Annotated in this window: 11 protein-coding genes; 7 read left to right on the top strand and 4 right to left on the bottom strand. The window is 62.8% G+C overall.

Annotated features, from left to right (window positions below; translation table 11 throughout):
* The first annotated feature begins 1 nt into the window (after nt 1).
* A complete protein-coding gene (gene clpA / locus ACW4TB_RS07080; RefSeq protein ID WP_039601928.1) occupies nt 2–2,272 on the top strand; it encodes an ATP-dependent Clp protease ATP-binding subunit ClpA in 2,271 nt (756 codons plus the stop codon).
* Nucleotides 2,273–2,356: 84 nt separating this feature from the next.
* Here the strand turns inward: clpA and infA are convergent, their stop codons facing one another.
* The 3 genes from infA to aat all read right to left on the bottom strand — a co-directional run bounded on the left by infA (nt 2,357) and on the right by aat (nt 4,122).
* The gene (gene infA, locus ACW4TB_RS07075; protein ID WP_002553999.1) at nt 2,357–2,575 is read right to left on the bottom strand and encodes a translation initiation factor IF-1; all 219 of its coding nucleotides are present in this window, start codon (nt 2,573–2,575) and stop codon (nt 2,357–2,359) included.
* A gap of 102 nt (nt 2,576–2,677) precedes the next feature.
* Nucleotides 2,678–3,385 (bottom strand): arginyltransferase, encoded by a 708-nt coding sequence (locus ACW4TB_RS07070; protein WP_008097741.1) that lies wholly within the window; start codon nt 3,383–3,385, stop codon nt 2,678–2,680.
* A 56-nt stretch (nt 3,386–3,441) separates the two neighbouring features.
* The gene (gene aat, locus ACW4TB_RS07065) at nt 3,442–4,122 is read right to left on the bottom strand and encodes a leucyl/phenylalanyl-tRNA--protein transferase (RefSeq protein ID WP_012315249.1); all 681 of its coding nucleotides are present in this window, start codon (nt 4,120–4,122) and stop codon (nt 3,442–3,444) included.
* 326 nt (nt 4,123–4,448) lie between these two features.
* Here aat and ACW4TB_RS07060 point away from each other — a divergent pair, with 326 nt between their 5' ends.
* The 6 genes from ACW4TB_RS07060 (at nt 4,449) to cysG (ending at nt 11,908) form a co-directional block, all read left to right on the top strand.
* Nucleotides 4,449–6,962, top strand: a complete 2,514-nt coding sequence (locus tag ACW4TB_RS07060) for a DNA translocase FtsK 4TM domain-containing protein (RefSeq protein WP_438826679.1) — start codon at nt 4,449–4,451, stop codon at nt 6,960–6,962.
* Between the two features lie 63 nt (nt 6,963–7,025).
* Nucleotides 7,026–7,661, top strand: coding sequence for an outer membrane lipoprotein chaperone LolA (gene lolA, locus ACW4TB_RS07055; protein WP_012315247.1), 636 nt, complete (start codon nt 7,026–7,028; stop codon nt 7,659–7,661).
* A 12-nt stretch (nt 7,662–7,673) separates the two neighbouring features.
* Nucleotides 7,674–8,999, top strand: coding sequence for a replication-associated recombination protein A (locus tag ACW4TB_RS07050; RefSeq protein ID WP_115274336.1), 1,326 nt, complete (start codon nt 7,674–7,676; stop codon nt 8,997–8,999).
* A complete protein-coding gene (locus tag ACW4TB_RS07045) occupies nt 8,996–9,196 on the top strand; it encodes a CrcB family protein (RefSeq protein ID WP_455842919.1) in 201 nt (66 codons plus the stop codon). The genes ACW4TB_RS07050 and ACW4TB_RS07045 overlap by 4 nt, the downstream gene beginning before the upstream one ends.
* A 36-nt stretch (nt 9,197–9,232) precedes the next feature.
* Nucleotides 9,233–10,513, top strand: coding sequence for a serine--tRNA ligase (serS, locus tag ACW4TB_RS07040; protein ID WP_012315244.1), 1,281 nt, complete (start codon nt 9,233–9,235; stop codon nt 10,511–10,513).
* Complete coding sequence (gene cysG / locus ACW4TB_RS07035; RefSeq protein ID WP_012315243.1) at nt 10,514–11,908, top strand: siroheme synthase CysG; 1,395 nt, start codon at nt 10,514–10,516, stop codon at nt 11,906–11,908. It begins immediately after the preceding gene.
* A gap of 31 nt (nt 11,909–11,939) precedes the next feature.
* Here the strand turns inward: cysG and ACW4TB_RS07030 are convergent, their stop codons facing one another.
* Nucleotides 11,940–12,896, bottom strand: a complete 957-nt coding sequence (locus tag ACW4TB_RS07030; protein ID WP_279928755.1) for a glutathione S-transferase family protein — start codon at nt 12,894–12,896, stop codon at nt 11,940–11,942.
* Between the last annotated feature and the right edge of the window lie 21 nt (nt 12,897–12,917).

Below are 12,917 nucleotides of genomic sequence, written 5' to 3'. Positions count from 1 at the left end.
TATGTTAAACCGCGAGCTCGAAGTCACCCTCAATCTTGCCTTCAAGGAGGCTCGTTCGAAGCGTCATGAGTTCATGACCGTCGAGCATCTGCTGCTGGCACTCCTTGACAATGAGGCTGCTGCGACCGTTCTGCGCGCCTGTGGCGCCAATCTCGACAAACTCAAGCACGACCTGCAAGAGTTCATCGATTCCACCACTCCCCTGATTCCCGTCAACGACGAGGATCGCGAAACCCAGCCGACCCTGGGCTTCCAGCGTGTGCTGCAGCGTGCCGTGTTCCACGTGCAAAGCTCCGGCAAGCGCGAAGTCACCGGTGCCAATGTGCTGGTGGCGATCTTCAGCGAACAGGAAAGCCAGGCCGTGTTCCTGCTCAAGCAGCAGAGCGTGGCCCGTATCGACGTGGTCAACTACATTGCCCACGGCATTTCCAAGGTGCCGGGCCACGGCTCACACAGCGACAGCGACCAGGAAATGCAGGACGAGGAGGGCGGCGAGACGTCGTCCTCGAGCAACCCGCTGGATGCTTACGCCAGCAACCTGAATGAACTGGCCCGCGCTGGGCGGATCGACCCGCTGGTAGGTCGCGAGCAGGAAGTCGAGCGCGTGGCGCAGATCCTTGCCCGTCGACGCAAGAACAACCCGCTGCTGGTCGGTGAGGCAGGGGTGGGCAAGACTGCCATCGCCGAAGGCCTGGCCAAGCGCATCGTCGATGGTCAGGTGCCCGACCTGCTGTCGCAGAGCGTGGTGTATTCGCTCGACCTTGGCGCACTGCTGGCGGGTACCAAGTACCGCGGCGACTTCGAGAAGCGTTTCAAGGCGTTGCTCGGTGAGTTGCGCAAACGCCCACAGGCCATCCTGTTCATTGACGAAATCCACACCATCATTGGTGCCGGTGCTGCGTCGGGCGGCGTGATGGACGCGTCCAACCTGCTCAAGCCGCTGCTGTCTTCCGGCGAGATCCGCTGCATTGGTTCGACGACCTTCCAAGAGTTTCGCGGCATCTTCGAGAAGGACCGTGCCTTGGCACGGCGCTTCCAGAAGGTGGATGTCAGCGAGCCGTCCGTCGAGGACACTGTGGGCATTCTGCGCGGCCTCAAAGGGCGCTTTGAAAGCCATCACAACATCGAGTACAGCGACGAAGCCCTGCGCGCCGCCGCTGAGCTGGCATCACGCTACATCAACGACCGCCACATGCCGGACAAGGCGATCGACGTGATCGACGAGGCTGGTGCTTATCAGCGCCTGCAGCCTGAGGCGAATCGGGTCAAGCGTATCGATGTGCCGCAAGTCGAGGACATCGTGGCCAAGATCGCGCGGATTCCGCCGAAGCACGTCACCAGCTCCGACAAGGAGCTGCTGCGTAACCTGGAGCGTGACCTGAAACTGACCGTATTCGGTCAGGATCAGGCGATCGATTCGCTGGCCACCGCAATCAAGCTGTCCCGTGCAGGCCTCAAGGCACCCGACAAGCCGGTCGGTTCGTTCCTGTTCGCCGGCCCTACCGGGGTGGGCAAGACCGAAGCGGCGCGCCAGTTGGCCAAGGCGCTGGGCGTTGAGCTGGTGCGCTTCGACATGTCCGAGTACATGGAGCGGCACACTGTGTCGCGCCTGATCGGTGCTCCTCCAGGGTATGTCGGGTTCGACCAGGGTGGTCTGCTGACCGAGGCGATCACCAAGCAGCCGCATTGCGTATTGCTGCTCGATGAGATCGAGAAGGCTCACCCGGAAGTCTTCAACCTGCTGCTGCAGGTGATGGACCACGGTACCCTTACCGACAACAACGGGCGCAAAGCGGACTTCCGCAACGTGATCCTGATCATGACCACCAACGCCGGTGCTGAAACTGCGGCACGCGCTTCCATCGGGTTCACCCATCAGGACCATGCGTCCGATGCGATGGAGGTCATTCGCAAGAGCTTCACGCCAGAGTTCCGCAACCGTCTGGACACCATCATCCAGTTCGGCCGCCTGAGTCACGAGACGATCAAGAGCATCGTCGACAAGTTCCTCATCGAACTTCAGGCGCAGCTGGAAGACAAGCGTGTGCTGCTTGAAGTCAGCGATGCCGCCCGCGGCTGGCTGGCGGCCTCTGGCTACGACGTGCAGATGGGGGCGCGGCCAATGGCGCGGCTTATCCAGGACAAGATCAAGCGGCCGCTGGCCGAGGAGATCCTGTTTGGCGAGTTGGCCGAGCATGGCGGTGTGGTGCACATCGACCTGCGCGATGGCGAGTTGGTGTTCGACTTCGAGACCACGGCAGAAGTGGCGTGATGCAAGGGGCCGCTTTGCGGCCCCAAGCAATTTTGAAGGCACAAAAAAGCCCGGCACATGGCCGGGCTTTTTCATGGCTGGAGCTTAGCGCGCACGGTAGGTGATGCGGCCCTTGCTCAGGTCATAAGGCGTCAGCTCGACGCGGACCTTGTCGCCAGTGAGAATACGGATGTAGTTCTTGCGCATCTTTCCGGAGATGTGCGCGGTTACGACGTGCCCGTTTTCCAACTCCACGCGGAACATGGTGTTGGGCAGGGTGTCGACGACAGTACCTTCCATTTCGAAGCTGTCTTCTTTCGACATGCAGTTGAGCCCTCGGTGTCCAGTGTTGGCCCGACGCATAACCGCACCGGGCAAAAAAGTGGCGTGGATTATGCCGGAAAATAGTGTGTCAAGCCAATGCTTTCAGTTGAGAGTGACCCAACGCTGGTTGATCAGCAGTTCGATGGGACGATACTGGGTCTTGTAGTTCATCTTCTTGCAGTTCTTGATCCAGTAGCCGAGGTATACGGCTTCGAGGTCCTGGCGCAGGGCTTCGGTAATTTGCCAGAGGATGGCAAAGCGCCCCAGGCTGCGCCGTTCTTCGTCGGGCTCGTAGAACGTGTACACCGCCGACAGCCCGTTGGGCAGCAGGTCGCACACCGCCACCGCCAGCAACCGCCCGGCCAGGCGAAATTCGTAGAACCAGCAGAACGGCAAGTCGCGCACCAGAAAGGTGGAAAACTGATCGCGGCTTGGCGGGTACATGTCGCCATCGGCATGGCGGGTTTCGATGTAACGCCGGTACAGGTCGAAATATTCTTCCTTGAAGGCCGGCCGTGCAGCCGTTACGGTGAGGTCAGCATTGCGCTTGAGAATGCGCCGCTGCTGGCGGTTGGGAATGAAGCGCGCGGCCGGGATGCGGGCCGGTACGCAGGCATTGCAATTCTGGCAATGTGGGCGGTACAGGTGGTCGCCACTGCGCCGAAAGCCCATCTCCGAGAGGTCGGCATACACATGCACGTCCATCGGCTGGCTGGGGTCGAGGAACAGGGTGGTCGCCTGCTCGTCCGGCAGATAGCTGCAGGAGTGGGGCTGAGTGGCATAGAACTTCAACCGCGCCAACTCTGTCATGATTGACCCCTTCGGTGAGACTTTGCTTTAAGTGTAAGCCAGCTCTTGGAACTCGCCTAGCTGCGCCAGCTGGCACTGTTTGGCTGGTCGAGGTGGTGGGCCAGGTAGTCAGCGAAACTGGCGCGGCTGATGGCGCGGGCGCCCAGGCTGTGCAGATGGTCGGTCGGCATCTGGCAGTCGATCAGCACAAAGCCCGCCTCTTGCAGATGCTTGACCAGGGTCACGAAGCCGACCTTGGAAGCATTGTCGGCGCGGCTGAACATCGACTCGCCGAAAAACAACCGCCCCATGGCCAGGCCGTACAGGCCGCCCACCAGTTCGCCGTTGTGGCGCACCTCCACCGAGTGGGCGATACCGCGCCGGTGCAGCTCGCAGTAGGCGTTGCGCATGGTGTCGGTGATCCAGGTGCCGTCCGCGTAGTCGCGCGGTGCCGCGCAGGCGTCGATCACAGCTGGGAAGTCGGTGTCGAAGCTGACCTGATAGCGCCCCTGGCGTAACAGCTTGGCCAGCGAGCGCGAGACATGCAGCTCGTTCGGGAAAAGAACGGTGCGAGGGTCGGGCGACCACCAGAGGATGGGTTGGCCGTCCTGGTACCACGGGAAGCAGCCATGGCGATAGGCCTGCACCAGGCGCTCGGGGCTCAGGTCGCCACCAGCGGCGAGCAGGCCGTTAGGGTCTTGCAGGGCCTTTTCCAGGGGGGGGAAGGTCAGCGAGTCGCGAGTCAGCCAGGTGAGCATGGTCTATCGTGCGGTGGGGGAGGGGAGGGGCAGCATGGCAAGGAGGGCGCTTTGGGTCAATGCTGGCCCATGTGGGACCAGGCCTGCCTGCGTGTGCGTTCAGTCAGGCGATGTGGTCGGCAATTTCCTACACATTCGTGAGGCTGCAGGCACCATCTGGCACATTTGCTGTCACACCTGTGCAAAAACACAGCATAAGCCTTTGTCACAAAAGAAAATGCATGCTCAAATTGCAGCTATACGAAAGTCGCCCCCACCCAAACGCCATAGGGCGTGCCGCCATGGCGGCCGGCGGGCAGTAATGTTAAAAGTAGTGGTTCATTGGCCTGTCATCGGCCAATCACTACTGGACGCGCAGCACGCGCAGGAATAGACGCGTTTTGAAGAAATCCACCGCAACTCCAGCTCCTCTGCCTGTGCCCCTGTGGCGGCAGCAGCTGCATTACCGCCTCAAGGAAGGTGCGTTGATCGCTGTCGGCGCCCTGTGCCTGTACTTGTGGATGGCGCTGCTGACCTACGATACCTCCGACCCAGGCTTCAGCCACACCAGCAACGTCGACCAGGTGCAGAACGCTGCCGGGCGTGCCGGTGCGTACTTCGCCGACATCATGTTCATGGTGCTGGGCTACTTCGCCTACATCTTCCCGTTACTGCTGGCCATCAAAACCTGGCAGATATTCCGCGAGCGCCATCAACCCTGGCAGTGGAGCGGCTGGTTGTTCTCCTGGCGCCTCATCGGCCTGGTGTTCCTGGTGCTGTCGGGTGCCGCACTGGCGCATATCCATTTCCACCCACCGGCGAGCCTGCCGTTCTCCGCCGGTGGAGCCTTGGGCGAAAGCCTCGGCGACCTGGCGCGCAACCTGCTCAACGTGCAGGGCAGCACGCTGATGTTCATCGCCCTGTTCCTGTTCGGCCTGACCGTGTTCACCGACCTGTCGTGGTTCAAGGTGATGGACATGACCGGCAAGATCACCCTCGACCTGTTCGAGCTCGTGCAAGGCGCGGCCAATCGCTGGTGGGAGGCGCGCAACGAGCGCAAACGCCTGGAGGCGCAGCTGCGCGAGGTGGACGAACCAAGGTTCGATTCGGCGCCGGCGGCTACCGAGAAACGCGAGCCGGCCAAGGCGCAGCTGCGCGAGCGCATCGGTGAGCGCGATGAGCCGCCCGCGCGCGCTGTCGTAGCCCAGCGCGAACCTGTTGTACCACGCGAGACCGTGGTTCCACGTGAACCCTCGATTGCCCCTGTGATCATGCCGCCGGCAGCGCCGGCCAAGGCAGTGGAGCCGAGCAAGCGGGTGATGAAGGAAAAGCAGGCGCCACTGTTCGTCGACAGCGCCGTGGAAGGCACCTTGCCGTCCATCTCCATCCTCGACCCGGCCGAGCAGAAGAAGATCGAGTACTCGCCAGAATCCCTGGCCGGCGTCGGTCAGTTGCTGGAAATCAAACTCAAGGAATTCGGCGTCGAAGTCTCGGTGGACTCCATCCACCCGGGCCCGGTCATTACCCGCTACGAAATCCAGCCTGCGGCCGGGGTCAAGGTCAGCCGCATTGCCAACCTGGCCAAGGACCTTGCGCGGTCGCTGGCCGTGACCAGTGTGCGGGTGGTCGAGGTCATCCCCGGCAAGACCACCGTGGGTATCGAGATCCCCAACGAAAACCGGCAAATGGTGCGCTTCTCCGAGGTGCTGTCGACGCCGCAGTACGACGAGCAGAAGTCGCCCGTCACCCTGGCCCTGGGCCATGACATCGGCGGCAAGCCGGTGATCACCGACCTGGCCAAGATGCCTCACCTGCTGGTAGCCGGTACCACCGGCTCCGGTAAGTCGGTAGGTGTGAACGCGATGATCCTGTCGATCCTGTTCAAGTCCGGCCCTGAAGACGCGCGCCTGATCATGATCGATCCAAAGATGCTCGAGCTGTCGATCTACGAAGGCATCCCGCACCTGCTGTGCCCGGTGGTCACCGACATGAAGGACGCCGCCAACGCGCTGCGCTGGAGCGTGGCCGAGATGGAACGGCGCTACAAACTGATGGCGGCCATGGGCGTGCGTAACCTGGCCGGTTTCAACCGCAAGATCAAGGATGCCCAAGAGGCTGGCGAGATCATCCACGATCCGCTGTTCCGCCGCGAGAGCATGGACGACGAGCCGCCGGCCCTGAAGACCCTGCCGACCATCGTGGTGGTGGTCGACGAATTCGCCGACATGATGATGATCGTCGGCAAGAAGGTCGAAGAGCTGATCGCCCGTATTGCCCAGAAGGCTCGGGCCGCCGGTATTCACCTGATCCTCGCCACCCAGCGCCCATCGGTGGACGTGATCACCGGCCTGATCAAGGCCAACATTCCGACCCGTATGGCGTTCCAGGTGTCGAGCAAGATCGACTCGCGCACCATCATCGACCAGGGTGGCGCCGAGCAGCTGCTAGGCCACGGCGACATGCTCTACATGCCGCCAGGTACCAGCCTGCCGATCCGGGTACACGGCGCATTCGTCTCCGACGATGAAGTGCACCGCGTGGTGGAAGCCTGGAAGCTGCGTGGCGCTCCAGACTACAACGACGACATCCTCAACGGCGTCGAGGAGGCTGGCAGCGGCTTCGAAGGCGGTGGTGGCGGTGGCGGCGACGAGGATTCGGAAAGCGACGCTCTGTATGATGAGGCGGTGCAATTCGTCCTCGAAAGCCGTCGGGCGTCGATTTCGGCCGTGCAGCGCAAGCTCAAGATCGGCTACAACCGCGCCGCGCGCATGATCGAGGCGATGGAGATGGCCGGCGTGGTCACCCCCATGAACAGCAACGGCTCGCGGGAAGTGATTGCCCCGGGCGGCCCGCGCGACTGATGAACACCTTGCCGGGCGCCGACGGTGGCGCCCGGCATTCTTAAATGCTCAATGAGGATTAACATGCGCGCGATTCGCATGCTGTTGGTTTCTGCCCTGACCCTGGGTTCGTTATCGGCCACACTGTCGGCTCACGCTGGTGAGCAGGACGTGCAGCGCCTGACCCAGTTGCTGGAAAAGTCGCAGACCATCGAGGCCAATTTCTCCCAGCTGACCCTGGATGCCGGCGGCACCAGCCTGCAGGAGACAACCGGCAAGATGACGGTCAAGCGCCCGGGGCTGTTCTACTGGCACACCGATGCTCCCCAGGAGCAGGTGGTGGTGTCCGACGGCAAGAACGTCACCCTGTGGGACCCTGACCTGGAGCAGGCCACCATCAAGAAGCTCGATGTGCGCCTGAACCAGACCCCGGCGCTGCTGCTGTCCGGTGATGTGTCGAAGATCAGCCAGAGCTTCGACATCACCTCCAAGGAGCAGGGCGAAGTGATGGACTTCACCCTCAAGCCAACGACCAAGGACACCCTTTTCGATTCGCTGCGCGTGTCGTTCCGCCGTGGCCTGATCAACGACATGCAGCTGATCGACAGCGTCGGCCAGCGCACCAACATCCTGTTCAATGGCGTCAAGGCCAACCAGGCGGTGCCGGACAGCACGTTCAAGTTCGACATCCCGAAAGGCGCGGACGTCATCAAGGAGTAAGCAGAGCGCACCATGGACCTGTTTCGAAGCGAACCCGTTGCCCAGCCCCTGGCTGCCCGGCTACGCCCGTCCAACCTGGACGAGTATGTCGGCCAGGAGCATCTGCTGGCGCGCGGCAAACCGCTGCGTGAGGCGCTGGAGCAGGGTGCGCTGCACTCAATGATCTTCTGGGGGCCGCCAGGCGTGGGCAAGACCACGCTCGCCCGGCTGCTGGCACAGTTTTGCGATGCGCACTTCGAGACGGTTTCTGCGGTACTGGCGGGGGTCAAGGAAATCCGCCAGGCTGTCGAGGTGGCCAAGCAGCAGGCCGGCCAGTATGGCCGCCGGACCATCCTGTTCGTCGATGAGGTGCACCGCTTCAACAAGTCCCAGCAGGATGCCTTCCTGCCCTTTGTCGAAGACGGCACGCTGATCTTCATCGGCGCCACCACCGAGAACCCGTCCTTCGAACTGAACAATGCCTTGCTCTCGCGGGCCCGGGTGTATGTGCTCAAGAGCCTGGACGAGCCTGCCTTGCGCAAGCTGGTCGACCGCGCACTCAACGAAGAGCGCGGCCTGGGCAAGCGCAACCTGAGCGTGGGCGACGACGCCTTCAAGATGCTCATGGCCGCCGCCGATGGCGATGGCCGGCGCATGCTCAACTTCCTCGAAAACGCCTCGGACCTGGCCGAAGATGGCGGCGAGATTGGCGTAGACCTGCTGCAGAGCCTGCTCGGTGACAGCCGCCGGCGCTTTGACAAAGGCGGCGAGGCCTTCTACGACCAGATTTCCGCCCTGCACAAATCGGTGCGCGGCTCCAACCCGGACGCCGCGCTGTACTGGTTCGCGCGCATGCTCGATGGCGGCTGCGACCCGCTATACATCGCCCGTCGCGTGGTGCGCATGGCCAGCGAGGACATCGGCAACGCCGACCCCCGGGCCCTGAGCCTGTGCCTGGCGGCCTGGGACGTGCAGGAGCGTCTGGGCAGCCCTGAGGGCGAGCTGGCGGTGGCTCAGGCCATTACCTATATCGCCTGCGCGCCGAAGAGCAACGCCGTGTACATGGGCTTCAAGACTGCCCTGCGCGAGGCCGCCGAGCACGGCTCGCTGGAGGTGCCGCTGCACCTGCGCAATGCCCCGACCAAGCTGATGAAGCAGCTCGGCTACGGCGAGGAGTACCGCTATGCCCACGACGAGCCCGATGCCTATGCCGCGGGTGAAGATTACTTCCCCGATCAGCTCGAGCCACGCCAGTATTATCAGCCCGTGCCCCGAGGGCTTGAGCTGAAGATCGGCGAGAAACTGCGTCACTTGGCCGACCTTGATCGCAGTAGCCCGCGTCAACGGAGAAAGCCGTGAGCGCTCTGTTCCATGGGCTGTTCCTGCGCTTTGGCCTTATCGTCGGCTTCATCGGTGGGTTGACGACATTTTTTTCTTTTTCGCTCGATACCGTGCGCCTGATGGAAAGTGGGCAAGCGCCCCTGGCCGTGGGCTATACCGGTATTAGCGTGATGGGCGGGCTACTGGCCACCTCGGCCGGCCCGTTCCTGACCTGACTCTGAACCAACCTATACACATAACGAGAGAACGACATGCTCGATTCCAAACTGTTACGCGGCCAACTTCAGGAAGTGGCGGACCGCCTCGCCTCCCGTGGCTTCAGCCTGGATGTCGCGCGCATCGAATCGCTGGAAGAGCGCCGCAAGGCGGTGCAGACCCGCACCGAGCAGCTGCAGGCCGAGCGTAACGCCCGCTCCAAATCGATTGGCCAGGCCAAGGCCAAGGGCGAGGACATCGCGCCGCTGATGGCTGATGTCGAGCGCATGGCCAATGAGCTGGCCGCTGGCAAGGTCGAGCTGGACGGCATCCAGGCCGAACTGGATGGCATTGTCCTGACCATCCCCAACCTGCCAGACGCCAGCGTGCCGGTCGGTGCCAGTGAGGACGACAACGTCGAAGTGCGCCGTTGGGGCACCCCGAGGGCATTCGATTTTGCAATCAAGGACCACGTCGCCCTGGGCGAGATCAGCGGTGGCCTGGACTTCGAAGCAGCTGCCAAGCTGTCGGGCGCCCGCTTTGCCGTGCTGCGCGGCCCGATTGCCCGCCTGCACCGTGCCCTGGCGCAGTTCATGATCAACCTGCACACCGGTGAGCATGGCTACGAAGAACACTACACCCCGTACCTGGTCCAGGCTCCGGCCTTGCAGGGCACCGGCCAGTTGCCGAAATTCGAGGAAGACCTGTTCAAGATCACCCGCGAAGGCGAAGCCGACTTCTACCTGATCCCGACCGCTGAAGTGTCGCTGACCAACCTGGTGGCCGGCGAGATCATCGACGCCAAGCAGCTACCGCTCAAGCTGGTCGCCCACACCCCGTGCTTCCGCAGTGAAGCTGGCGCTTCGGGCCGTGACACGCGCGGCATGATCCGCCAGCACCAGTTCGACAAGGTCGAGATGGTGCAGGTGGTCGAGCCGTCCAAGTCCATGGAAGCCCTGGAAGGCCTCACCGCCAACGCCGAGCGCGTCTTGCAGCTGCTGGAACTGCCCTACCGCGTACTGGCCCTGTGCACCGGTGACATGGGCTTCGGCGCCGTGAAGACCTACGACCTGGAAGTGTGGGTGCCGAGCCAGGACAAGTACCGCGAGATCAGCTCCTGCTCCAACTGTGGTGACTTCCAGGCGCGCCGCATGCAGGCCCGCTGGCGCAACCCGGAAACCGGCAAGCCGGAGCTGGTGCATACCCTCAATGGCTCGGGCCTGGCTGTAGGCCGTACCCTGGTCGCTGTGCTGGAAAACTACCAGCAGGCTGATGGCTCCATTCGTGTGCCGGAAGTGCTCAAGCCCTACATGGGCGGTGTCGAGGTCATCCGCTAAATGGATTACCTGCCGCTGTTCCACAAGCTGCAGGGCGGCCGCGTGCTGGTCGTCGGCGGCGGCGAGATCGCCTTGCGCAAGGCGCGCCTGCTGGCCGATGCTGGCGCCGCGCTGCGGGTGGTGGCGCCCGAGGTCGACGGCCAACTGGCTGCGCTGGCCCGTGAAGGTGGCGGTGAGGTCCTGGTGCGTGGCTATCAGGCGGCCGACCTGGTCGGCTGCCGCCTGGTGATCGCAGCCACCGACGACCCTGGGCTCAATGCCCAGGTGTCGGCGGATGCGCAGGCGCTTTGCGTGCCGGTCAACGTGGTGGATGCACCGGCCCTGTGTACGGTGATCTTCCCGGCCATTGTCGACCGCTCGCCCCTGGTGGTTGCGGTATCCAGCGGCGGTGACGCCCCGGTGCTGGCGCGCCTGATTCGCGCCAAGCTGGAAACCTGGATCCCGTCCACCTACGGCGAACTGGCCGCCTTGGCGGCGCGCTTTCGGCATAAGGTCAAGTCGCTGTACCCGGATGTCAATCAGCGTCGCGGCTTCTGGGAAACGGTGTTCCAGGGCCCGATCGCCGAGCGTCAGCTGGCCGGGCAGGGTGCCGAGGCCGAGCGGCTGTTGCAGGCCATGGTCGACGGTGCGCCGGTGCAGCAGGGTGGTGAGGTGTATCTGGTGGGGGCTGGGCCGGGTGATCCTGACTTGCTCACCTTCCGCGCCTTGCGCCTGATGCAGCAGGCCGATGTGGTGTTGTATGACCGCCTGGTGGCACCGGCAATCATTGAAATGTGCCGCCGCGATGCCGAACGTATTTACGTCGGTAAACGCCGCGCCGAGCATGCCGTGCCGCAGGACCAGATCAACCGTCTGCTGGTCGACCTGGCCCGCGAGGGTAAGCGCGTGTTGCGCCTGAAGGGAGGCGACCCGTTCATTTTCGGTCGTGGTGGCGAAGAGATCGAAGAACTCGCCGAGCATGGCATCCCGTTCCAGGTGGTGCCCGGTATTACCGCGGCCAGTGGTTGCTCTGCCTATGGTGGCATTCCGCTGACCCACCGCGATTATGCCCAGTCGGTGCGTTTCGTGACCGGCCACCTCAAGGACGGTACCAGCAACCTGCCTTGGAATGACCTGGTGGCGCCGAACCAGACCTTGGTGTTCTACATGGGCCTGGTAGGGTTGCCGACCATTTGCGCCGAGCTGATTCGCCATGGGCGTGCATCGAGCACGCCTGCGGCGTTGGTGCAGCAGGGGACTACGCGCAATCAGCGGGTGTTCACTGGCACCTTGGCCGACCTGCCAGCATTGGTGGCCCAGCATGAAGTGCACGCGCCAACCCTGGTGATTGTCGGGGAAGTGGTGCAGTTGCGCGAAAAGCTGGCCTGGTTTGAAGGTTCGCAGCAAGACCAGTAATAGCGGGGGCTGCAACGCAGCCCCAACTTTCTCAGCCCCAGATCCCTTTGCCTGGCAACCGCTCCCGATCATGCGGCAGGTTGAAGTCCTGCAGCGGCCCCTTGGGCACGATCCCGTTCGGGTTGATGGTCTTGTGGCTCATGTAATAGTGCTTCTGGATGTGCTCCATGTTCACCGTCGGCGCCACACCCGGCCACTGGTACAGCTCACGCAGCCAGTTTGATAGGTTCGGGTAGTCGCTCAGGCGGCGCAGGTTGCACTTGAAGTGGCCGTGATACACCGCATCGAAGCGCACCAGCGTGGTAAACAGGCGCACATCGGCCTCGGTCAGGTACTCGCCTGCAAGGTAACGTTGGCGGTCCAGCAGCGCTTCCAGGTAGTCCAGCTCATTGAAAACCTCGTCGAACGCAGCCTCGTAGGCTTCTTGCGTAGTGGCGAAGCCTGCACGGTAAACACCATTGTTCACGGCTGGGTAGATACGTGCATTGAGCGCTTCGATGGTCGGGCGCAGCGGCTGCGGATAAAGGTCGAGGGTATTGCCTGTCAGTTCGTTGAAGGCACTGTTGAAGATACGGATGATCTCCGCCGACTCGTTATTGACGATGCGCTTTTCCTTTTTGTCCCACAGCACGGGTACGGTCACGCGGCCGGTGTAGTGCGGGTCATCCTGGGTATAGCGCTGGTGCATGAAGTCGAGGGCGTCGAGGTGATCGCCCGTGGAGCCCTGTTGCTGGTCGAAGGTCCAGCCGTTTTCCTGCATCAGCCAGCTGACCACCGACACATCGATCAGCGGCTCCAGGCCTTTGAGCGCACGCACGATCAGGGTGCGGTGAGCCCATGGGCAGGCCAGCGACACATACAGGTGGTAGCGACCGGCTTCAGGGGCGGGCAACTGATTGCGGCGTTGGGCGTTCTCGCGCTTGAAGGCGCCATCCTTGCCGTTTTCGTACCACTGGTCGTGCCAGCGGCCGTCGATCAAAAGGCCCATGGTGAGCTCCTCGGAACAAAG

Source organism: Lelliottia jeotgali, from assembly GCF_977070485.1.
This window is presented reverse-complemented; position numbering and strand designations above follow the sequence as displayed.